Here is a 21021-nt window from a genome sequence, read left to right on the forward strand (position 1 = left end):
TGCGAGGTAAGCCGATGTCCCCCAGCTATGAAGACCGCATCAACCGCGTCACCGCCTATATCTACGAGCATCTTGATGAGCCGCTCGACCTCGCTCGCCTCGCCGACGCCTACGGCATGCCGCCGGCGTGCTATCGCCGGGACATGCGGCGACCACATGAATATCGGTATGGCCTTCGACCAGTCGTTCGGGCCGCTCGCCACGGCCCGGGCTGATCGACCAGGACACCCGGATACTTGGGATCTACGGCGACGACCCCAGCGCCGTCCCGATGGACGAGCTGCGCTCGGCGGCCGCCGCGGCTGAACTCGCCACCACCGGGCTTATCCGGTGAACACGACCCGCGCCGGCAACTACGCTGTGCTCCGGCACCAGGGTCCCTATGCCGACATGCGCGCCGAGTACAGACGGCTGTTTGGCACCTGGCTGCTGCAGTCGGACCGGGAAATTTGCTGACGCGCCGGCTGGAGGAAAATCTCAACGGCCCGCGCGATACGGCGCCGTCCGAGCTTCTGCCCCTCCTTTGCCCGCCGCTGGAGTGAGCATGGCCAAGTCCTGGACTTAAAAGCTCGAGGCCCCGCCCGAGGCGACGATGAAGCCGACCCCGATCGGCTTCGCGGGCATTCGGGCAGGGCAGATCATGCTGTTTCCCACCGCCCGCGTCGCCGTTGTCGCGGCCCCGGCGGGCGGCCGGCGCTGAGGGTTTCCGACCGTGTTCGCCCCGGCTATCGTCCGGTGCGTGGAGGGAACGAGGATGCATCAGGGCTCATGTCTTTGCGGCGCAGTCCGCTTCGAGGTCGCGGGCGAGCTGTCGCCGCCGACGGCTTGCCATTGCACCAAGTGCCGCAAGCATACCGGACACTATGAGGCCGGCACCGACGTGCCCAGGACCGCTCTCACCGTCTTCGGCGAGGACAAGGTCGGCTGGTACCATTCGTCTGAGAAGGTGCGCCGCGGCTTCTGCACGGTTTGCGGGTCGTCGCTGTTCTTCGACCCAATCCACCACGCTCGCATAGGCATCTACATGGGTGCTTTCGACACACCCACCAATACCCGGCTGGCCATGCACATCTTCGTCGCTGACAAGGGTGACTATTACGACATCGCCGACGGCCTGCCGCAGAACCTGCAATGAAGGCTTTGCGGGCAGGTCGCGCGCGAAATTTTCTCCCTGTCCCCCTTCACTGTGTCATGTGGCTTCTCTAACAAGGGCCGAGCAATCGATTGCACGGACAAGGGGTCACGCACATGTCTACCATCATCGACATCACCGGCCGGCAGGTCTTCGACAGCCGCGGCAATCCGACCGTCGAAGTGGATGTGGTGCTCGATGACGGCAGCTTCGGTCGCGCCATGGTGCCCTCGGGCGCTTCGACTGGGGCGCATGAGGCGGTGGAGCAGCGAGACGGCGGCAAGCCGTTCCTGGGCAAGGGCGTCACCAAGGCAGTCGACTTCGTCAACACCGAGATATTCGCCGAGATCCAGGGCCTCGACGCACTGGACCAGATCGGCGTCGATCGGGCGTTGATCGAGCTCGATGGGACGCCGAACAAGTCGCGGCTGGGTGCTAACGCCATCCTCGGCGTTTCGCTCGCCGTCGCCAAGGCCGCCGCCGAATCGAGCGAGCTGCCGCTTTATCGCTATGTCGGCGGCCCCAACGCCCACGTGCTTCCGGTGCCGATGATGAACATCATCAATGGCGGCGCCCATGCCGACAACCCGATCGACATGCAGGAGTTCATGATCCTGCCGGTCGGCGCCGAGAGCATGGCGCATGCGGTGCAGATCGGTTCGGAAATCTTCCACACCCTGAAGAAGGGGCTCGCGGCGGACGGTCACAACACCAATGTCGGCGACGAGGGCGGCTTCGCGCCGAACCTCAAGTCGGCCGAGGCGGCGCTTGAGTATATCGTCAAGTCGATCGAGAAGGCCGGCTACGCCGCCGGCAAGGATGTCTATCTCGGCCTCGACTGCGCCTCGACCGAGTACTTCAAGGGCGGCAAATACGCCATGGAAGGCGAGGGCAAGACGCTGTCGTCGGAAGAGAACGCCAGGTTCCTCGCCGGCCTCGTCGACAAGTTCCCGATCATCACCATCGAGGACGGCATGGCCGAGGACGACTGGGAGGGCTGGAAGGCGCTCACCGATCTGCTCGGCAAGAAGGTGCAGCTGGTCGGCGACGACCTGTTCGTCACCAACACCGAACGGCTGCGCTCCGGCATCAAGATGGGCGTCGCGAACTCGATCCTCGTCAAGGTGAACCAGATCGGCTCGCTCTCCGAGACGCTCGACGCCGTCGATACCGCGCACCGCGCCGCCTACACCTCGGTGATGTCGCACCGCTCCGGCGAAACCGAGGATTCGACGATCTCCGACCTCGCAGTCGCCTGCAACTGCGGGCAGATCAAGACTGGCTCGCTGTCGCGCTCGGACCGGCTGGCCAAGTACAACCAGCTGATCCGCATCGAAGAGCAGCTCGGCACTTCGGCCAAGTATGCCGGCCGCAGCATCCTGAAGGGCTGAGCGTAAACCCTGACACGCGGCGGTAGCGGAATCGGCTACCGTCGCGTGATGACCGATCACCTCCGATATGCGGGCTTGCCCGCTGCGGCTCAGGCAGCCGCCCTCCGCGGCATTATTCGCGCCACCCCCATGCTGCTCACCGTGCTCGAGCGCTTGCCGGAGCTTGACCTGCCGGACAGCTGGCTGGTCTCCGGCGCCATCTACAACACGGTGTGGAACCACCTGACCGGACGGCCGCCGCTGACCGGCATCAACGATATCGACCTGTTCTATTTCGATGCGTCAGACTTGAGCTACGAAGCCGAGGATACCGCCATCAAGGCAGCCGACCGGATCTTTGCCGGCCTGCCGCTGCCGGTGCAGTTGCGCAACCAGGCGCGGGTGCACCTGTGGTACCCGGAGCGGTTCGGCGAACCCTATCCGGCTGTCACGTCATCGCGCGAGGCGATCGACCGCTTCGCTTCGCTCACCCATGCGGTCGGCGCGCGCCTGGATCGGGCAGGGGAGATCGAGCTCTACGCGCCGTTCGGCCTCGACGATCTGTTCAGCTTCCGCATCGTGCCGAACCGCCGGATAAACAACCGGGCGACGCATGAGAAGAAGGCGGCGCGGGCGAGGGGCGTGTGGCCGGAGATTGTGGTCGAGGCCTGGTAGGCTCTGACTGCAGGCAGACGACCCCCTCCCGGCCTCCCCCATGAAGGAGGTGAAGAGTCGAGGGACTGTCTTCGATCGTGCCAGACACACCGGCAGGGCACCTCCCCCTTAGGGGGGAGGATGGGAGGGGGTCGTCTCTCTCGGTTGGGCCCCTCTCCCCGCAACCACCCGTTAAGCTCCGGTGAACTATAAAGGCCTGGAACAGCACCAGGCGAAGCTCGTACATGCCCACCCGTTTGAAACGCCCAGCTTTCTGGCGCCACATCGCTCTGGCGCTCGGCCTTGTCGCTTTCCAAGGCTATCTCGGCTACAGCGTGGTCACCGGCCAGTTCGGCATCGAGAGTCAGGACGTCCTCGAGGTTGAGATCGGTGAATTGGCCGCCAAGTCCGGCGCCCTGCAGGCGGAGATCGACTCCTACCGCCACCGGATCGATCTGTTCCAGACCACGCGGATGGACCCCGATCTGGTTTCGGAGCGGGCGCGGGCGCTGTTGTCCATGGCGCAACCCGACGACATCGTGGTGATGGTCGATCCCGCGAACGGTAAACCAATTTCAAGTTCAACCACGCAGTCAACTCCAGATGGGTTAACTGCAAATATCGACATTGGTGTAGACTGATAGCGCTGTTTCTTCAGGCGCCACTCGGATTCGCCTCCGTCACATTATTGCGCTAAGCTCCCCCGTCCGCGGCCCTCGGTCGCGTGATATCGATGCGGCTTTTCCATCTTCCGGAGCTCTTGCCCATGGCGCGTAAAGCGGCGGCCAAACCGGCCCAGTCCAATGTCCCCGAACTCACCAAGGAACAGGAACTCGCCGCCTACCGCGAAATGCTGCTGATCCGCCGCTTCGAGGAGAAGGCCGGCCAGATGTACGGCATGGGCCTGATCGGCGGCTTCTGCCACCTCTATATCGGCCAGGAGGCCGTGGTCACCGGCGTCACCATGGCGTCGAAGAAGGGCGAGGACGCCCAGATCACCGGCTACCGCGACCATGGTCATATGCTGGTCATGGGCCTCGATCCCAAGGGCGTCATGGCCGAACTGACCGGGCGGCAGGGCGGCCTGTCCAAGGGTAAGGGCGGCTCGATGCACATGTTCTCCAACGAGCACCGCTTCTATGGCGGTAACGGCATCGTCGGCGCCCAGGTCTCGCTCGGCACCGGCCTCGCATTCGCCAGCAAGTACCGGGGCGACAACACCGTTTCGATCTCCTATTTCGGCGACGGCGCGGCCAACCAGGGCCAGGTCTACGAGAGCTTCAACATGGCCAAGCTCTGGAACCTGCCGGCGGTCTACATCGTAGAGAACAACCGCTACGGCATGGGCACCTCGGTCGAGCGCGCCTCCGGCCAGCCGGATTTCTCCAAGCGCGGCATATCCTTCGGCATCGAGGGCGAGCAGGTCGACGGCATGGACGTCCGCATGACCTATGACGCCGCCAAGCGCGCCATCGAGCATGCCCGCTCGGGCAAGGGCCCCTACATCCTCGAGATGCTGACCTATCGCTATCGCGGCCACTCGATGTCCGATCCAGCCAAGTATCGCTCCAAGGACGAAGTCTCGACCATGCGCGCCGAGCACGATCCGATCGAGCAGGTCAAGCAGCGCATCATCGAGAAGCGCTACGGCACCGAGGAAAGCCTCAAGGAGATCGAGACCGAGATCCGCGCCATCGTCACCGAGGCCGCCGATTTCGCCACCTCCGATCCGGAGCCGGCGGCGTCCGAGCTCTGGACCGACATCTACGCTCCCGCCTGATCGGCGTTTATTTCGCGTTTCCCTTTCGATCTCCCGCTGGAGACCCCTGAATGCCCACAATCCTGATGCCCGCCCTCTCGCCGACCATGGAAGAGGGCAAACTCTCCAAATGGCTGGTCAAGGAAGGCGACACGGTAAAGCCCGGCGACGTGCTGGCCGAGATCGAGACCGACAAGGCGACCATGGAGGTCGAGAGCGTCGATAGTGGCAAGGTGGTGAAGCTCCTGGTTCCCGAGGGCACCGAGGGCGTCAAGGTCAACGAGCCGATCGCCCAGGTACAGGCCGAAGGCGAGACGCTGGAAGCCCCGCCGGTGGCCAAGACCGTGCCGGAGCCGACCGAGGCTCCGTTGGTTGCTGCCGAGAAGGCCGCCGACGCCGCTCCCGCTGCGGCCGCGGCGCCGGCTGCCCCCAAGTTCGAGGCCGCTACCGATCCCGATCTGCCGGAAGGTGTGGAGATGGTCGAAATGACCGTCCGCCAGGCGCTGAACGAGGCGATGGCCGAGGAGATGCGCCGCGACAAGGACATCTTCCTCATGGGCGAGGAAGTGGCCGAGTACCAGGGCGCCTACAAGATCAGCCAGAACCTCTTGCAGGAGTTCGGCCCGCAGCGCGTCGTCGATACGCCGATCACCGAACACGGCTTTGCCGGCCTCGCCGTCGGCGCGGCCTTTGCCGGCCTCCGGCCGATCGTCGAGTTCATGACCTGGAACTTCGCCATGCAGGCGATCGACCAGATCATCAACTCCGCCGCCAAGCAGCTCTATATGTCCGGCGGCCAGGTGACGGCGCCGATCGTGTTCCGTGGACCCAACGGCGCCGCAGCGCGCGTCGGCGCCCAGCACAGCCAGGACTACTCGGCCTGGTATAGCCACGTTCCGGGCCTGCACGTGGTCGCCCCGTTCAGCGCCGCCGATGCCAAGGGCCTGCTCAAGGCCGCCATCCGCTCGAACACCCCGGTGGTGTTCCTCGAGAACGAGATTCTCTACGGCTCGACCGGCCTCGTTCCCAAGGTCGACGACTACGTGCTGCCGATCGGCAAGGCGCGCATCGCCCGCGAAGGCAAGGACGTGACCATCGTGTCGTTCTCGATGGGTATGCGCTATGCCACGCAGGCCACCGAGAAGCTGGTCGCCGCCGGTATCGACGTCGAACTGATCGACCTGAGGACGCTGCGTCCGATGGACACCCGCACGGTCATCGAGTCGGTCAAGAAGACTGGCCGCCTCGTCACCGTCGAGGAAGGCTGGCCGCAGGGCGGCGTCGGCGCCGAGCTCTCGGCAGTCGTCACCGCCGAGGCGTTCGACTATCTCGATGCCCCGCCGACCCGCGTCACCGGCAAGGACGTGCCGATGCCCTACGCCGCCAACCTCGAGAAGTTGGCGCTGCCGAGCGTCGACGAGGTTATCGCGGCGGTGAACGCCGTCACCTATCGGAGCTGACCTGATGACAACGCAGGCTGAGCTCGATCGGAAGTTCCTCGATGCGGCTTACCAGGAGGCTCAACTGGGCCTTTCAGAGGGGGGCATCCCGATCGGCTCGGTACTGGTGCGCAATGGCGAGATCATCGGCCGCGGCCACAACCGGCGGGTGCAGAAGGGCGATCCGATCCTGCACGGGGAAATGGACGCTATCCAGAATGCCGGCCGGCAGCGCACCTACAAGGACGTGACCTGCTACACCACGCTCAGCCCCTGCATGATGTGCACCGGCACCATCATCCAGTTTGGCATTTCGCGCGTGGTCGTGGCGGAATCGAAGAATTTCAAAGGCTTCCAGGATGTCCTGTCACTGGCCGGCGTCGACGTCGTGGACTACCACGAGCAACGCTGCGAGCACATGATGGCGGATTTCATCGAGAAGCATCCGCAACTCTGGAACGAAGATATCGGCGAGTAAGGCACCATGAGCATCAACATCACCATGCCCGCGCTCTCTCCCACCATGGAAGAGGGCAAGCTCGCCAAGTGGCACGTCAAGGAAGGCGACAGCGTCTCGTCCGGTGACGTGATCGCCGAGATCGAGACCGACAAGGCGACGATGGAAGTCGAAGCGGTCGACGAGGGCAAGATCGGCAAGATCGTCGTCCCCGAGGGCACCGAGAACGTCAAGGTCAATGCCGTGATCGCGGTGATCCTCACCGAAGGCGAAACCGCCGCCGACGTGAAGACCCCGGCACCAGCTGCCGCTACCACCGCCAAGGCGCCCGCGCCGGCGAAGGCCGAGGCCCCGGCTGCTGCTGCGCCGGCTCCCGCCGCCGCCACTCCAGCTCCTGCAGCGCCGAAGCCGGCGGCTGCCCCTGCAGCCAACGGCGCCCGCGTCTTTGCCTCGCCGCTGGCGAGGCGGTTGGCCAAGGAAGCCGGTATCGAGCTCGGCGCCATCTCGGGCTCCGGCCCGCATGGCCGCGTCGTCCGCTCCGACGTCGAAGCCGCCAAGTCCGGCAAGGCGCCGCTGAAGGCCGCCCCGGCTCCTGCGGCTGCCGCGGCGTCGGGCGGTGCAGCGCTCGCGGGAGGCATGAGCAAGGCGCAGGTCATGGCGCTCTATCCCGAGGGCAGCTATGACATCGTCCCCAACGACGGCATGCGCAAGGTCGTCGCGGCGCGCCTCACCGAGGCCAAGCAGACCATCCCGCATTTCTACCTGTCGCTCGACTGCAAGATCGACGCGCTGCTCGAAGCGCGCGAGCAGATCAATGCTGCGGCGCCCCTCAAGGACGGCAAGCCGGCCTACAAGCTCTCGGTCAACGACTTCGTCATGAAGGCCTGGGCCGCAGCCCTGATGAAGGTGCCCACCGCCAACGCCACCTGGGCCGGGGACTCGATCCTCTATCACAAGCATGCCGACGTGGCGGTTGCGGTGGCTGTGCCGGGCGGGCTGTTCACCCCGGTGGTCAAGGCCTGCGATACCAAGTCGCTCCGCCAGATTTCCGATGAAGTGAAGGACCTGGCCGGGCGTGCCCGCTCCAAGAAGCTGATGCCCCAGGAATACCAGGGCGGCACCTCCTCGGTTTCCAACTTGGGCATGTACGGCATCAAGAACTTCCAGGCCGTCGTTAACCCGCCGCACGGCACCATTCTCGCGGTGGGTGTCGGTGAGGAGCGGGTTTACGTCGAGAAGGGCCAGATCAAGACGGCCAGCTTCATGACGGTCACGCTCAGCTGTGACCACCGCGCCGTCGACGGTGCGCTGGGCGCCGAGGTGCTGGCGGCATTCAAGGGCCTGATCGAAAACCCGGTCATGATGCTGGCTTGAGCGGGAAGGGACTCCCGATGAAACTGGTGCGATCAGTCGCTCTTGCTGCGATGCTTGGTAGCCTCCCCATCGCAGCGGCGACCGCTGCCGAAGTCCAGCAGCTGTCCTGGCAGGTAGTGGACCAGTGGCTTTCTGGTTCGGCATCCACGATCGCGGGCCGTTTCGCCAACAAGGCCGTCCAGATCAACGTCACAAGCCGATCCCTCGGCAAACTGAAGGGCGGGCCGTCCAAGGGACCGCTGATCGTCTACCTCGGCAAGGGCGGCGCGATGCTCACGTGGACATCCAACGCGAGAACAGTTGGCACCGGTCGGTGGGAAATCAAGTCGATGGGCCTGGGTGTTGAGATTCCCTGCTTCTATTTCGACGGGCCCAAAGGGCGTTCCGAGTGCTTCTTCGGCGGCACAGCCAACTATGTCCAGGCTGCGACCGGAAACGTATTTGGGCTGGAGGCAGGAGCTGCGGTTCCTGCAAAACTAAGCGGCAAGGCATCGATAGCCTCACTTTCTGCCAAACTGGGCCTCTAGGTGATGAAGACCATCCTCGCTTTTGGCGACAGCCTGACGTTCGGCGCCAACCCCATCCCCGGCGGCCCGCGCCATCCTTACGAGGATCGGTGGCCGACCGCCCTCGAGCGTACCCTTGAGGGCAAGGCTCGGGTCATCGCTGAGGGCCTCGGTGGTCGCACCACCGTGCATGATGACGGCTGGGCCGCCGCCGATCGGAACGGCGCGCGTCTGCTGCCGACGCTGCTCGAGTCGCATTCGCCGCTCGATCTCGTCATCATCATGCTGGGCACCAACGACCTGAAGCCGTTCCATGGCCGTACGGCGCAGGAAGCCGCCAACGGCATGCGCCGGCTGGTGCAGATCGTCCGCGGCCACTACGTCAAGCCGACCGACGTTATGCCCAAGATCATCCTCGTCGCGCCGCCGCATATCCGCGATACCGACCACCCGGAGATGCTGCTGCATTTCGGTGAGGAGGCGATCGGGCAATCCAAGCTCTTCGCTCGGTGGTACAAGCTGCGCGCCGACGAATACGGCACCGGCTTCTTTGATGCCGCGACTGTCGCCGAAGCGCATCCGGCCGATGGCGTGCATCTCGACGCCGCCAACACCCGTGCCATCGGCGAGGGTATGGCGCCGCTGGTCAAAGAGGTTCTGGGCCTGTGAACGCCCCGTTCACCACGCGCCCGGCGACCAAGGCTGATGCGAGTGAGATCGCGCTGCTGGTCAACGTCGCGACGCATGGCGGGATCGGCATGGGCTGGGCGCATGATGCGCGCGCCAGGGGCACTTACGACCCGATCGAAGTCGGCCGGCTGGACATGCTCGACGAGCGCGATGGGTTGAACTGGCGCAACGCGACGATCGCCGAGAGCGATAGCGAGGTGGTCGGCATGCTGCTGGGCTACCCGCAGCCCGAAGAGATGGGGCCGCTTCCCGATGACCTCGAGGACTTCCTGGTTCCGATCGTCGAGCTTGAATGGCTGTCCGGCGGCCACTGGTTCATTTCGATGCTGGCGGTGCATGCGCCATGGCGCGGGCAGGGCGTCGGCAGCCTGCTGCTCGAGCTGGCCGAAACAAAACGCGCCGAGGCCGGCAGTCGGGGCCTGGCATTGATCACTGAGGACGCGAACGTGCGGGCGAGAGAGCTCTACGAGCGCGAAGGTTTTAGAGTTTCCGCGTCTCGGCCGATGCGCAAGTACCCCGATGGTACGGCACCGGGCAGGGACTGGATATTGATGATGAAGGACCAACAACATGGCTGACTCATACGATCTCATCGTCATCGGCGCCGGTCCGGGCGGCTATGTCGCCGCGATCCGTGCGGCGCAGCTGGGCCTGAAGACCGCCATCGTCGAGCGCGAGCACATGGCCGGCATCTGCTCCAACTGGGGCTGCATCCCGACCAAGGCGCTGCTCCGGTCGGCCGAGATTTACGGCCATATGGGCCACGCCAAGGACTATGGCCTTTCGGCGGGTGAGTTCGGCTTCGATATTGCCGCCATCGTCGATCGCTCGCGCAAGATCGCCGGGCAGATGAACAATGGCGTGCAGTTCCTGATGAAGAAGAACAAGGTCGACATCATCTGGGGCGAGGCGCAGCTGACGGCGCCGGGCGAGATCGTGGTCAAGAAGATGACCAAGAAGCCGGTCGAGCCGCAATGGCCGCAGCCCAAGACTGTGCTGCCTGAAGGCACCTACAAGGCCAAGCATATCATCATCGCCACCGGCGCCCGGCCGCGCGTGCTGCCCGGCATAGAGCCCGATGGCGAGAAGATCTGGACCTATTTCGAGGCGATGAAGCCGGCGAAGTTCCCCAAGTCCGTGGTCATCATGGGCTCGGGCGCCATCGGCATGGAGTTCGCTTCGTTCTACCGTTCGCTTGGCGCCGAAGTGACGGTGGTCGAGCTGCTGCCGACCATCCTGCCGGTCGAGGATGCCGAGATCGCCGCGCATGTGAAGAAGCGCTTCGAAAAGCGCGGCATCAAGATCATCACCGATGCGAAGGTGGCCAAGGTCGACAAGACCAAGGATGGCATCACCGCCCATATCGAGCCCAGGACCGGCGACAAGCTGACCATCTCGGCCGATGCGCTGATTTCGGCGGTCGGCGTGCAGTGCAACACCGAGAACCTCGGCCTCGAAAAGCTCGGGGTGAAGGTCGAGCGGGGCGCCATCGTCATCGACAATTACGGCCGCACCAATGTGCCGGGCGTCTGGGCCATCGGCGACGTCGCCGGCCCCCCGATGCTGGCCCACAAGGCCGAGCACGAAGCAGTGATCACCGTCGAGACCATCGCTGGCCTCAAGGGCGTGCACGGCCTCGACAAGCTCAAGGTTCCCGGCTGCACCTATTGCGAACCCCAGGTGGCGAGCGTCGGGCTGACCGAAGCCAAGGCCAAGGAAACCGGTCGCGAGATCAAGGTCGGCCGCTTCCCGTTCGTCGGCAACGGCAAGGCGATAGCGCTCGGCGAGCCCGAGGGCCTGGTCAAGACCATCTTCGACGCCAAGACCGGCGAGCTGCTCGGCGCCCACATGGTTGGTGCGGAAGTCACCGAGCTGATCCAGGGGTTCGTCGTGGCCATGGGCCTCGAAACCACCGAGGAAGAGCTGATTCATACCATCTTCCCGCACCCGACGCTTTCTGAGACCATGAAAGAGTCGGTGCTGGATGCTTATGGTCGCGCGCTGAACATCTGAGGAGGCCGCCTTGGTACCGCCCGCCAATATTCCCGGACTGCCCAACGACATCACCCCGCTGATCGTCTTCCTCGCCATCGGCCTCTTGGCCGGCTGGCTCGCGAGCCTGGTGCTCGGCGGCGGCGGGTTGCTGCGCAACCTGATCGTCGGGGTGATCGGTTCGTTCGTCGGCGGCTATGTGCTGAACCTGGCGGGGATCCGGCTGCCGATCGACAACGTGTGGGTCAGCAGCATCGTTACGGCAACGATCGGTGCGTTGCTGGTGATCGCGGTTGCGAGGGTGGTCGCCAAGTAGCTCGCGAGCCTTGAACCCGTGCCGTCGCAACGCGATATCGTGGTTGGGTCAATCGAGGGAAAGCCAATGGGTCTGCCGGAAAAGCAGTTTGGGGGAGAGTTTCAAATGGGTCGTATGGATACGCGCTCGCTGGTGATCTTTCTCGTGATCGGGGTCGTGGCTGGCTTCCTCGCCAGCCTGATCGTCGGCGGTGGCGGGCTGATCACCTATCTGGTGAGCGGCGTTATTGGTTCGTTCGTGGGCGGTTATCTGTTCACTGCCCTCAATATCAACCTCGGCATCAAGAGCCCGATCGTCACGCAGATCATCACATCGACGGTTGGTGCCATCATCGTTGTCGTCATCGCCAGGCTCATCGCCGGCTAGGAACGCCTCTTGGTTACCCTGATCGACAGACTAGACACCCGCCCGCGGCATCCGGAAAAGGCCAATCGGCCCGAAAACGAGATGCTGCGAAAGCCGGATTGGATCCGGGTCAAGGCTCCGGGCTCTCCCATCTACAAGGAGACCCAGCAGATCGTGCGCGAGAACGGTCTCGTCACTGTCTGCGAGGAAGCCGGCTGCCCCAATATCGGTGAGTGCTGGAGCAAGAAGCACGCCACCATGATGATCATGGGCGAGATCTGCACCCGGGCCTGCGCCTTTTGCAACGTGCGCACCGGATTGCCGACCCCGCTCGATCCCAACGAACCCGAGAACGTCGCCATCGCGGTCGAGAAGCTCGGCCTCGCTCACGTGGTGATCACCTCCGTCGATCGCGACGATCTGCCCGATGGCGGCGGCGAGCACTTCGCCCAGGTGATCCGCGCGATCCGCGCCCGCACGCCCAAGACCACCATCGAGATCCTGACGCCGGATTTCCTGCGCAAGGAAGGCGCGCTCGAGGTGGTCGTCGCGGCGAAGCCCGACGTGTTCAACCACAACCTCGAGACGGTGCCTTCGAAATACCTGAAGGTCCGCCCGGGCGCTCGCTATTTCCACTCGATCCGCCTGCTGCAGCGGGTGAAGGAGCTCGACCCCACGATCTTCACCAAATCCGGCATCATGGTCGGGCTCGGCGAAGAGCGGAACGAAGTGCTGCAACTGATGGACGATCTGCGCTCGGCCGACGTGGACTTCATGACCATCGGCCAGTACCTGGCGCCAACCAAGAAGCATCACCCGGTGATCCGCTTCGTCACGCCCGAGGAATTCAAGTCCTATGGCTCGGTCGGCATGACCAAAGGGTTCCTGCTGGTTTCCTCGAGCCCGCTGACCCGCTCGTCGCACCATGCGGGCGAGGACTTCGAGCAGCTCCGCGCCAACCGGATGGCCAAGCTCGCCCATGGCTGACCTGTTTCTCGAGCGGCACTCGCCGCACCTGCCGCAGCGCATGTTCGACCTCGTCTCCGACCTCGAGGCTTACCCGCGCTTCATCCCCAACTGTAAGGCGATGGAGGTTCGCGATGACGCCGCGGGCGGCATCCTCGCCCGCATGACCATCCAGTTCGGCCCCATCACCCAGGCCTATACCAGCCGGGTGGTCGCCGACCCCCAGGCGCTGACCATCACCGCCAAGGCGGTGGATGGGCCGTTCGCCTACCTCGACAGCAAGTGGACGTTCGAGCCGGAAGGCGAGGGCACCCGCATCCGCTTCGACATCGACTTCAAGATCGCCAATCCGCTGATCGCCGCGGTGGCCGAGCCGGCCTTTGCGGCGAAGCAGACCGAGATCATCGACGCATTCGAGGACGAGGCCGACCGGCGCTTCGGCTAGCTAGCTATCCCCTACGGGATGCCGGGTCACACCGCCGGTGCGTATCATGCGATCGATGGCAGCTCGCTCGAGCTCCCAGTCGTGTACATGAATGCCCTGGTGACCGAAGCCGAAGAGGTTGAGCTGCGCGGCAGGGTAGTACTGCCGTAGATAACCTGCAACGATCAGCCCGCTGCTGGGCACGCCGCCGCGTCGACCGACTTCGTGCGCCATTGCCTTGTAGGTTTCGGCGGGAACGGTACGCACTGGCTTGAAGCGCCCATGTCGCTCGAGAATGCTGTAGCTGAAGTTCCTGACGTTAGGGCCGTCATCGACGCCATCCATCTGGTCCATCAACTGCGGGTCAATGGGAAGCCAGATTTCTTTCGCGGCCAGAACGACAGGCAGATTGATTTGCCAGGAGTGACGCGCCATCCTTCGCCAATCGTGATTGACGAGCACCAGAACGTCTGTCTGATAGCCGCTTGCCTTGCCGGAGTTGGATGCAGTGTTGAAGCGGATCACCGCATCGCAGGCCTTGATTTTTGTGGCCTGACCCTCTCGCAGCGGGCCGTTGCCGACGAGCGCTATGGTTTTCGCAGCGCGCAGTCGCGGTGACCGGTCGCCCCGAAACGAGAAGCGCGAAGCCTCGAGCGGCAGATGTTTCGCGCCCACCAGAAATCTCAGATAGTTCAGCACTCTCCTGCGTCGCCGCCAGCTGGGTACAACGGATAACTACTAGCTACGCACGCCATGACTGACAACGATGAACATCCCCGCATCTTTGTCGATGTAGGATTCTTGATCTCCCGCAAAGACCTGCCGCCATCGGGTGTCACGCGGGTGAACGAGGAGCTGCTGCGCCACTTCGAGGCAATCGCCCATGGCGCTGGCGTCTACTACGATCGGCGGCGACGAGAGTATCGCCGCGTTTCCTCCGCCGACCTGGCGGCCATTCGAGCCTTGCCGCATCACCGCAAGCCGCCGGGCGGGCTGAAGCCCCTGGCGCGACTCGTTCGTCCGGCGAAGCGGCTGGCCACTTACCTGGCATTTCGCCGGCTGCTGGGCGAGCGGCTCGTGCCCGCGCCAGGTGACATCTACCTGTCGACCGGCATGAAGACCTGGTATCCGGCCGAGCGGGCCTACCTGCAGGAGCTGGCGAGCCGCGGCGTCCGGGTCGTCACCATGGTGCATGACATCATCCCTCTGCGTCGTCCTGATCTCACGGTCGGGTTCCTGCTCGACAAATTCGAGCCCTGGTTCCGCGACACCTTGTCGTTCAGCACCGCCTTGCTGACACCATCCAGCTGGGTTCGGCAGGATATCGAGCTTTACCTGAACGAGAACCGGCTACCCGCCCTGCCAATTCACCCCGTGGCTCTCCCTCCGGGGCTGGATCCAGCCACCCCACCGGTTGAAACACCGCGGCTTGCCGGTTTGGCAGACAGCCCCTTCGTGCTGATGACGTCGAGCTTCGCGCTGCGCAAGAATCAGCGCTTCGCCTTTGGGCTGTGGCAGCGTCTGCGCGCCGAGCTGGGGCCTCGAACGCCGAAGCTGGTGTTCTCCGGTACGCTTAATGACCCAAAGCTTCTGCATGAGTTGATGGCAAAGGACGGTTGGAGCGAGATTGCGGCCGTGATGACCGATGTCAGCGATGGGGAGTTGGCCTGGCTATACGGCAATGCTCAGTTCGCACTGTTTCCCTCGATGGGGGAAGGGTGGGGGCTTCCGATCACCGAGGCGATGTCGTTCGGTCGCTACTGCCTTGCCGCCGACAATACGTCCCTACCCGAAGCGGGGCAGGGGCTGGCGTTTCATGCCCCGCTCGATGATCCGGACAAGTGGCTGGCCGAGTTGCGCCGGCTGATTACCGAGCCGACCTATCTGGCGGCGCGCACCGAGGACACGGCGGCTCACTACAAGCCGAGGACCTGGGAAGATTTTGCACGCGGCGTGGAAACGGCCCTGCTGCCTAACGTGCCGCCTTCAGCAGCATCTTGAGTGCCTGCACCACCGTCGCGTGGCGCACTTCATCCCGGTTGCCGGGAAACACCTTCTTGAGATGCGTCGTGCCGGCCTCGGTGGCGACCGAGAAGTGCACCAGCCCGACTGGCTTGTCGGCGCTGCCGCCGGTGGGGCCGGCAATCCCGGTGACGGCGACGGCCACGTGCGTACCCGCGGCGCCGATGGCCCCGTCCGCCATGGCCATCGCCACCTCTTTCGACACCGCGCCGAACTGCCTCAACAATCCGAACGGCACGCCGATCATCGAAATCTTGGCCTCGTTGGCATAGCTGACGAAGCCGCCATAGACCACGTCGGATGAGCCGGAGACCGACGTCAGCGCCCCGGCGATCAGCCCGCCCGTGCAGCTCTCGGCCGTCGCCACGGTCAGTCCCGACGCCTTGAGCGCTGCAACGGTCTCCTCGGCGAGGGCGGCGATATCGTCGGGCAGCTTCATCTCAATTTTCCCTTGGCAGTTCGATGCTGGCGCTGGCCATCGCGACGATGCCTTCGCCGCGGCCGGTAAAGCCGAGCTGCTCGCTGGTCGTGGCCTTGATGGCGATGCGGCTGGCGGCGATGCCGCAACTACCGGCGATGGCGGCCTTCATTGCCTCGACATGCGGGCCGATCCGCGGCGCCTCGCAGACGATGGTGATGTCGAGGTTGACGATGCGGCCACGCCGCTCGTTGACCAGCCCGGCGGCGTGCCTGAGGAAGATCGAGGAGGCGGCGCCCTTCCATTGCGGGTCGGAGGGCGGAAAGTGCTTGCCGATATCGCCTTCGCCGAGCGCCCCATAAATGGCGTCGGTGAGCGCATGCAGCGCCACGTCGGCATCGGAATGGCCCTTCAGCTTGTGGCTATGCGGGATTTGCACCCCGCCCAGCCAGACCGAACTGCCGGCATCGAACGGGTGAACGTCGAAGCCGGTGCCGATACGGGTCTCCATGACCGTCTCCTTGCCCAACAGGCGCTCTGCACGAGCGAAATCCTCCGGGTGAGTAATCTTGAGGTTGTGCGTGCTGCCGGGGGTCAACGCTACGGTGAGCCCGGCCCATTCGGCGATCGCCGCATCGTCGGTGAACTCGCGCGGCATCCGCCCGGCGCGCAGGTGCGCCGAGAGAATCTGCGGGAAGCGGAAGCCCTGCGGCGTCTGCGCTGCGAACAGGGTCCGGCGGTCTTCCGTGGCGGTGACGGTTCGACCATCGACGGAGCGCTTGATCGTATCGGTGACCGGCACGACGGGCAGGGCGGCCTCGCTCTTCTGCAGCGCCTCGATGACGCCGCCGATGACCTCGGACGAGACCAGCGGGCGCGCCGCATCCTGGATCAGCACCAGATCTGGGCGCCTTGGGCTCAGCGCCGTGAGCCCGGCCAGCACGGAAGCCTGCCTGGTGTCACCGCCGCTGACCGGAGGCAGCAGTCGTGGGTCGGTGAGACCGAGGGCGGCATAGCGCTCGACCTGCTCGGGATGGATCACCGGAACGACCCAGCTGACGTCGTCGCGCCGCAGAAATGCCGCGATGCTCCGGCTAAGCACCGGCTCGCCGGCGAGAGCTCGATACTGTTTGGGAGTGGTGTCAGCGGTGCTGCTGGCGCGCTCGCCGCGACCGGCGGCGACCACGATCACCGCGATGGTTCTTGGGCTTGTCATTGTCGTTTCATGTCACGCGCTTAGTGGCGCGGGCTTGGTCTAGCGACGGTGCCTCCCGGCAGCAAGCCCGGCGCTGAACATTGCGCAATTGAGCGAGATATGTGGTTGCGCGGCGCCGGCTTTTGACTATTCTGCGGGCATTTCGTGGAAATGAGCAAATCTGGGGCAGGGTGTGTCTGATTTTGCCTGCACATTGAGCATTGCTGGTCATCAGTTGCCGAACCGTGCCTTCCTCGCGCCCATGGCCGGGATCACTGACGCACCGATGCGCAAACTCGCCGAGCGCTTTGGCGCGGGCCTCGTCGTCTCGGAGATGATTGCCAGCAACGCGCTGGCCACCAACAACGACGACATGGTGCGCCGGCTCAACAAATCCGGAGCTCTGCCGCATGTCGTGCAACTGGCGGGCTGCGAGGCTCAGTGGATGAAGCGTGGCGCCGAGATTGCCTATGCTGCTGGCGCCGACATCATCGACATCAACATGGGCTGTCCCTCCAAGCGCGTGACCAACGGCTATGCCGGCTCCGCCCTGATGCGGGTGCCCGATGAGGCCCTGAAGCTGATTGACGCCGTGGTGGCTGCCACGCCGCTGCCGGTGACGGTGAAGATGCGGCTCGGCTGGGACGAGGAGAGCCTCAACGCCGCTGACCTGGCGCGGCGCGCCGTCGAGGCCGGCGCCCGGATGATCACGGTGCATGGCCGCACCCGGCAGCAGTTCTACAAGGGCGAGGCCCGCTGGAACCTGGTGCGCCCCGTCGTGGAAGCCGTGGATGTCCCGGTCGTCGTCAACGGCGATATCACCAGCATTGCTGCAGCACGTGAGGCCCTCGATCAATCCGGTGCCGCGGCCGTGATGATCGGCCGCGGGGCCCAGGGCCAGCCCTGGGCGGTCGGCCGGATCGGCGCGGAACTGGCTGGCCGCGAACCAGGAGCGGCGCCGACCGGCACCGAACTGGCCGAGTTGGTCGCCGAGCACTACGACGCCATGCTGACCGACTACGGTACTGCGCTCGGGGTGCGGGTCGCCCGCAAGCACCTCGACTGGTACCTCGAGGCAGCCAACATCGTGCTCGACAAGCCCGTCCGCAGCCAGTTGCTCAACGCGCTCGAGCCGGCCGAAGTGACGCGGATGATTGGCGACATCTACTCGGGCGACTGGAGGCTTGCGGCATGAGCAAGGTTCCGCCGCCGGCCCTCAGCACTGCGGTGTTGCAGGCGCTGCCGCAGCCGATCATCGTCTGTACCGAGGATCGCACCATCGTCTTCGTTAACTACGCGGCAGAGGCCTTCTTCGGCGCCTCGCAAAGCGTGTTGTCACGCCAGCGCCTCGATGACCTCATCGCCTTCGGCTCGCCGATCATCGGACTGATGCAGGCAGTCGCCGATCGCCGTGGCCCGATGACCGAGTACCGGGTGCGGGTCGGGTCGTCACGCTTCTCCGATGCCGGCGACGACCGGATCGTCGATGTCTTCGCCTCGCCGCTCTCCGATGCCGATGGCCGCATCGCCCTGCTGTTCCAGGAGCGCACCATGGCCGACAAGATCGACCGGCAACTGGTCAGCCGCGGCGCGGCCCGGTCGGTAACCGGCCTCGCCTCCATGCTGGCGCACGAGATCAAGAACCCGCTTTCCGGCATCCGCGGCGCGGCACAACTGCTCGAGCAGAGCGTCACGGCGGATGAGCTGCCCTTGGCGCGCCTGGTGCGCGATGAGGTGGATCGCATCGTCGACCTTATCGACCGCGTCGAGGTGTTCGGCGACGATCGGCCGATCGAACGCGAGCCGATCAATATCCACGTCATCCTCGACCGGGTGAAACTGCTCGCCAGGAACGGCGTCGCCAAGGGCATCACCTTCCACGAAGAGTACGATCCGTCCTTGCCGCCGGTCGGCGGCAATCGCGATCAGCTCATCCAGGTGTTCCTCAATCTGGTGAAGAACGCTGCCGAAGCCCTTGAGCGCACACCGAAACCGGAGATCCGGTTCTCGACGGCGTTCCGACCGGGCATCCGCATTTCGGTGCAAGGGGTGTCTGAGCGCATCTCGCTGCCGCTCGAGATCGTCATCGAGGACAACGGTCCCGGCGTGCCGCCCGATCTGGTGCCGATCCTGTTCGACCCGTTCGTCACCACCAAGGCCAACGGCTCCGGCCTCGGCCTGGCGCTGGTGGCCAAGATCATCGGCGACCACGGCGGAGTGGTCGACATGGACAGCCGCCCGGGACGCACCCGGTTCCGCATCCTGCTGCCGGTGGCCGCCAAGGCCACCGTGACTGCGACGATCCCCCAAGAGGTTCCGGCCGAATGAGCCATACTGTTTTGCTCGCCGACGATGATGCCGCAATCCGCATGGTGCTGAACCAGGCGCTGACCCGCGCCGGTTACGAGGTGCGTCCGACCGGCAACCTTTCGACCATGTGGAACTGGGTGAGCCGTGGGGAAGGGGACCTCCTGATCACCGACGTGGCGATGCCTGATGGCAACGCCTTCGACATCATGCCCAAGATCAAGAAGCTGCGCCCCGATCTGCCCATGGTAGTGATGAGCGCGCAGAACACCTTCATGACGGCAATCCGGGCCAACGAGGTGGGCGCCTACGAGTATCTGCCCAAGCCGTTCGACATCACCGAGGTGCTGTCGGTGGTGGCGCGGGCGCTGGCCGATGCCAAGAAGGCGGCGCCGGGCGAGAAGAAGGCCGATGAGCCGGGCGAGACCATGCCGCTGGTCGGCCGTTCTCCGGCCATGCAGGACATTTACCGCGCCCTGGCGCGCCTGATGCAGACCGATCTCACGGTGATGATCACCGGCGAGAGCGGCACCGGCAAGGAACTGGTGGCGCGGGCACTGCACAATTTCGGCAAGCGCCGCAACGGGCCGTTCGTCGCCATCAACATGGCGGCGATCCCACGCGACCTGATCGAGGCGGAGCTGTTCGGCCACGAGAAGGGGGCTTTCACCGGCGCCACGGCTCGCTCTTCGGGGCGCTTCGAACAGGCCGAGGGCGGCACGCTGTTCCTCGACGAGATCGGCGACATGCCGATGGATGCCCAGACCCGCCTGCTGCGCGTGCTGCAGGAGGGCGAGTACACCATGGTCGGCGGCCGCACGCCGATCAAATCCAACGTTCGCATCGTCGCCGCCACGCATCGCGACCTCAGCCAGATGATCCGGCAGGGGCTGTTCCGCGAAGACCTCTACTACCGCCTCAATGTCGTGCCGATCCGCCTGCCGCCGCTGCGCGAGCGCGTCGACGACATCAACGATCTGGTGCAGCATTTCCTGCGCGCCGCCCAGCGCGAGGGCGAGCCGGTCAAGACCATCTCCGCCGACGCCATCCGGCTGATGCAGAACTACTCCTGGCCGGGCAACATCCGCGAGCTCGAGAATCTGGTGCGGCGGCTGTCGGCGCTCTACGCCGACGAGAACATCTCGCTCGAGATCGTGCAGAGCGAGCTGAACCTGGCCGATCGGCAGCCGGTGCAGGCGGCCAGCGGGCCCGTCGACGTCTCTACCGCGGTCGAAACCCATGTTGCCCAGGTGCTGCGCGAGTACGAGCCGAACCTGCCGCCCGCCGGGCTTTACCAGCGTGTGCTCGATCGGGTGGAAGCACCGCTGATCGCCATGGCCCTCAACGCCTGCGGCGGCAACCAGATTCGAGCGGCCGACCTGCTCGGCCTCAACCGCAATACCCTGCGCAAGAAGATCCGGGCCCACTCGATCGAGATCGTCAAGCAGTCCCGCCGCCAGGGGTGAGCGAGCGGGACGATACATCAAAATGCTGGCAGGCCCGCAGACGGCTGTTGCGAAAATGCATCGACGGGACTACTCAAGCCGATAAGTTGCTTGGGCGCCTCTCCCTGGTGTCACATTTTGGCAACAATTGTCTTGAAGGGTGAATCAGTGGGTAGGCCGCCCGCGATCCGTCCATAACCCGGCTTCTGG

The 21021-nt window shown here is 64.8% G+C and carries 25 protein-coding genes; 22 read left to right on the forward strand and 3 right to left on the reverse strand.

What is annotated here, in order from left to right; genetic code table 11:
* Window positions 1–14: 14 nt before the first annotated feature.
* The 18 genes from APS40_RS25405 to APS40_RS22205 all read left to right on the forward strand — a co-directional run bounded on the left by APS40_RS25405 (window position 15) and on the right by APS40_RS22205 (window position 13445).
* Complete coding sequence (locus APS40_RS25405) at window positions 15–215, forward strand: hypothetical protein (RefSeq protein WP_055049100.1); 201 nt, start codon at window positions 15–17, stop codon at window positions 213–215.
* A gap of 115 nt (window positions 216–330) precedes the next feature.
* Entirely contained in the window at window positions 331–456 is a 126-nt protein-coding gene (locus tag APS40_RS25410; RefSeq protein ID WP_236884155.1) for a GyrI-like domain-containing protein, read from the forward strand.
* Between the two features lie 298 nt (window positions 457–754).
* Entirely contained in the window at window positions 755–1135 is a 381-nt protein-coding gene (locus APS40_RS22130; protein ID WP_055049101.1) for a GFA family protein, read from the forward strand.
* A gap of 113 nt (window positions 1136–1248) precedes the next feature.
* Entirely contained in the window at window positions 1249–2523 is a 1275-nt protein-coding gene (gene eno / locus APS40_RS22135; protein ID WP_055049102.1) for a phosphopyruvate hydratase, read from the forward strand.
* A gap of 75 nt (window positions 2524–2598) precedes the next feature.
* Window positions 2599–3177 carry a nucleotidyltransferase family protein gene (locus tag APS40_RS22140; RefSeq protein ID WP_442855829.1) on the forward strand — a complete coding sequence of 193 codons (579 nt, stop codon included), beginning with the start codon at window positions 2599–2601 and terminating at the stop codon, window positions 3175–3177.
* Between the two features lie 224 nt (window positions 3178–3401).
* Window positions 3402–3797: an FtsB family cell division protein gene (locus tag APS40_RS22145; protein ID WP_055049104.1), complete on the forward strand. Its 396-nt coding sequence runs from the start codon at window positions 3402–3404 to the stop codon at window positions 3795–3797.
* Window positions 3798–3922: 125 nt separating this feature from the next.
* Entirely contained in the window at window positions 3923–4936 is a 1014-nt protein-coding gene (gene pdhA, locus APS40_RS22150; protein ID WP_055049105.1) for a pyruvate dehydrogenase (acetyl-transferring) E1 component subunit alpha, read from the forward strand.
* 86 nt (window positions 4937–5022) lie between these two features.
* The gene (locus tag APS40_RS22155) at window positions 5023–6375 is read left to right on the forward strand and encodes a pyruvate dehydrogenase complex E1 component subunit beta (RefSeq protein ID WP_442855878.1); all 1353 of its coding nucleotides are present in this window, start codon (window positions 5023–5025) and stop codon (window positions 6373–6375) included.
* 4 nt (window positions 6376–6379) lie between these two features.
* Window positions 6380–6832, forward strand: a complete 453-nt coding sequence (locus APS40_RS22160) for a nucleoside deaminase (protein WP_055049107.1) — start codon at window positions 6380–6382, stop codon at window positions 6830–6832.
* 6 nt (window positions 6833–6838) lie between these two features.
* Window positions 6839–8185 (forward strand): pyruvate dehydrogenase complex dihydrolipoamide acetyltransferase, encoded by a 1347-nt coding sequence (locus APS40_RS22165; protein ID WP_055049108.1) that lies wholly within the window; start codon window positions 6839–6841, stop codon window positions 8183–8185.
* A 17-nt stretch (window positions 8186–8202) separates the two neighbouring features.
* A complete protein-coding gene (locus tag APS40_RS22170) occupies window positions 8203–8712 on the forward strand; it encodes a hypothetical protein (protein WP_055049109.1) in 510 nt (169 codons plus the stop codon).
* Entirely contained in the window at window positions 8713–9360 is a 648-nt protein-coding gene (locus tag APS40_RS22175) for an SGNH/GDSL hydrolase family protein (protein ID WP_055049110.1), read from the forward strand. It abuts the gene before it with no gap.
* Window positions 9357–9959, forward strand: coding sequence for a GNAT family N-acetyltransferase (locus tag APS40_RS22180; protein WP_055049111.1), 603 nt, complete (start codon window positions 9357–9359; stop codon window positions 9957–9959). The genes APS40_RS22175 and APS40_RS22180 overlap by 4 nt, the downstream gene beginning before the upstream one ends.
* Entirely contained in the window at window positions 9952–11394 is a 1443-nt protein-coding gene (gene lpdA, locus APS40_RS22185) for a dihydrolipoyl dehydrogenase (protein WP_055049112.1), read from the forward strand. The genes APS40_RS22180 and lpdA overlap by 8 nt, the downstream gene beginning before the upstream one ends.
* 10 nt (window positions 11395–11404) lie before the next feature.
* Window positions 11405–11689, forward strand: coding sequence for a GlsB/YeaQ/YmgE family stress response membrane protein (locus APS40_RS22190; protein WP_236884156.1), 285 nt, complete (start codon window positions 11405–11407; stop codon window positions 11687–11689).
* 114 nt (window positions 11690–11803) lie between these two features.
* Window positions 11804–12055 (forward strand): GlsB/YeaQ/YmgE family stress response membrane protein, encoded by a 252-nt coding sequence (locus APS40_RS22195; RefSeq protein ID WP_055049113.1) that lies wholly within the window; start codon window positions 11804–11806, stop codon window positions 12053–12055.
* A gap of 9 nt (window positions 12056–12064) precedes the next feature.
* Entirely contained in the window at window positions 12065–13021 is a 957-nt protein-coding gene (lipA, locus tag APS40_RS22200) for a lipoyl synthase (protein WP_055049114.1), read from the forward strand.
* The gene (locus APS40_RS22205) at window positions 13014–13445 is read left to right on the forward strand and encodes a type II toxin-antitoxin system RatA family toxin (RefSeq protein ID WP_055049115.1); all 432 of its coding nucleotides are present in this window, start codon (window positions 13014–13016) and stop codon (window positions 13443–13445) included. The genes lipA and APS40_RS22205 overlap by 8 nt, the downstream gene beginning before the upstream one ends.
* Here the strand turns inward: APS40_RS22205 and APS40_RS22210 are convergent, their stop codons facing one another.
* Window positions 13446–14123 (reverse strand): hypothetical protein, encoded by a 678-nt coding sequence (locus APS40_RS22210; protein WP_055049116.1) that lies wholly within the window; start codon window positions 14121–14123, stop codon window positions 13446–13448. It lies immediately after the preceding gene.
* A gap of 54 nt (window positions 14124–14177) precedes the next feature.
* On the opposite strand from APS40_RS22210, the gene APS40_RS22215 reads away from it, so the two are divergent.
* Window positions 14178–15425, forward strand: coding sequence for a glycosyltransferase (locus APS40_RS22215; RefSeq protein ID WP_055049117.1), 1248 nt, complete (start codon window positions 14178–14180; stop codon window positions 15423–15425).
* Here APS40_RS22215 and APS40_RS22220 read toward each other — a convergent pair.
* Together APS40_RS22220 and APS40_RS22225 are read right to left on the reverse strand one after the other, a co-directional pair.
* Window positions 15397–15885, reverse strand: coding sequence for a CinA family protein (locus APS40_RS22220; protein WP_055049118.1), 489 nt, complete (start codon window positions 15883–15885; stop codon window positions 15397–15399). The genes APS40_RS22215 and APS40_RS22220 overlap by 29 nt on opposite strands.
* A gap of 1 nt (window position 15886) precedes the next feature.
* Window positions 15887–17080 (reverse strand): bifunctional 2-C-methyl-D-erythritol 4-phosphate cytidylyltransferase/2-C-methyl-D-erythritol 2,4-cyclodiphosphate synthase, encoded by a 1194-nt coding sequence (locus tag APS40_RS22225; protein ID WP_055049119.1) that lies wholly within the window; start codon window positions 17078–17080, stop codon window positions 15887–15889.
* 172 nt (window positions 17081–17252) lie between these two features.
* On the opposite strand from APS40_RS22225, the gene dusB reads away from it, so the two are divergent.
* From dusB to ntrC, 3 genes are read left to right on the forward strand one after another with little or no spacing between them, the layout of a single operon-like run.
* The gene (gene dusB, locus APS40_RS22230; protein WP_055049120.1) at window positions 17253–18254 is read left to right on the forward strand and encodes a tRNA dihydrouridine synthase DusB; all 1002 of its coding nucleotides are present in this window, start codon (window positions 17253–17255) and stop codon (window positions 18252–18254) included.
* Window positions 18251–19387 (forward strand): two-component system sensor histidine kinase NtrB, encoded by a 1137-nt coding sequence (locus APS40_RS22235; RefSeq protein ID WP_055049121.1) that lies wholly within the window; start codon window positions 18251–18253, stop codon window positions 19385–19387. Before dusB ends, APS40_RS22235 begins: the two co-directional genes overlap by 4 nt.
* Entirely contained in the window at window positions 19384–20832 is a 1449-nt protein-coding gene (gene ntrC, locus APS40_RS22240) for a nitrogen regulation protein NR(I) (RefSeq protein WP_055049122.1), read from the forward strand. The genes APS40_RS22235 and ntrC overlap by 4 nt, the downstream gene beginning before the upstream one ends.
* The last annotated feature ends 189 nt before the right edge of the window (window positions 20833–21021 follow it).

Source organism: Devosia sp. A16, from assembly GCF_001402915.1.
Classification (GTDB): Bacteria; Pseudomonadota; Alphaproteobacteria; order Rhizobiales; family Devosiaceae; genus Devosia_A.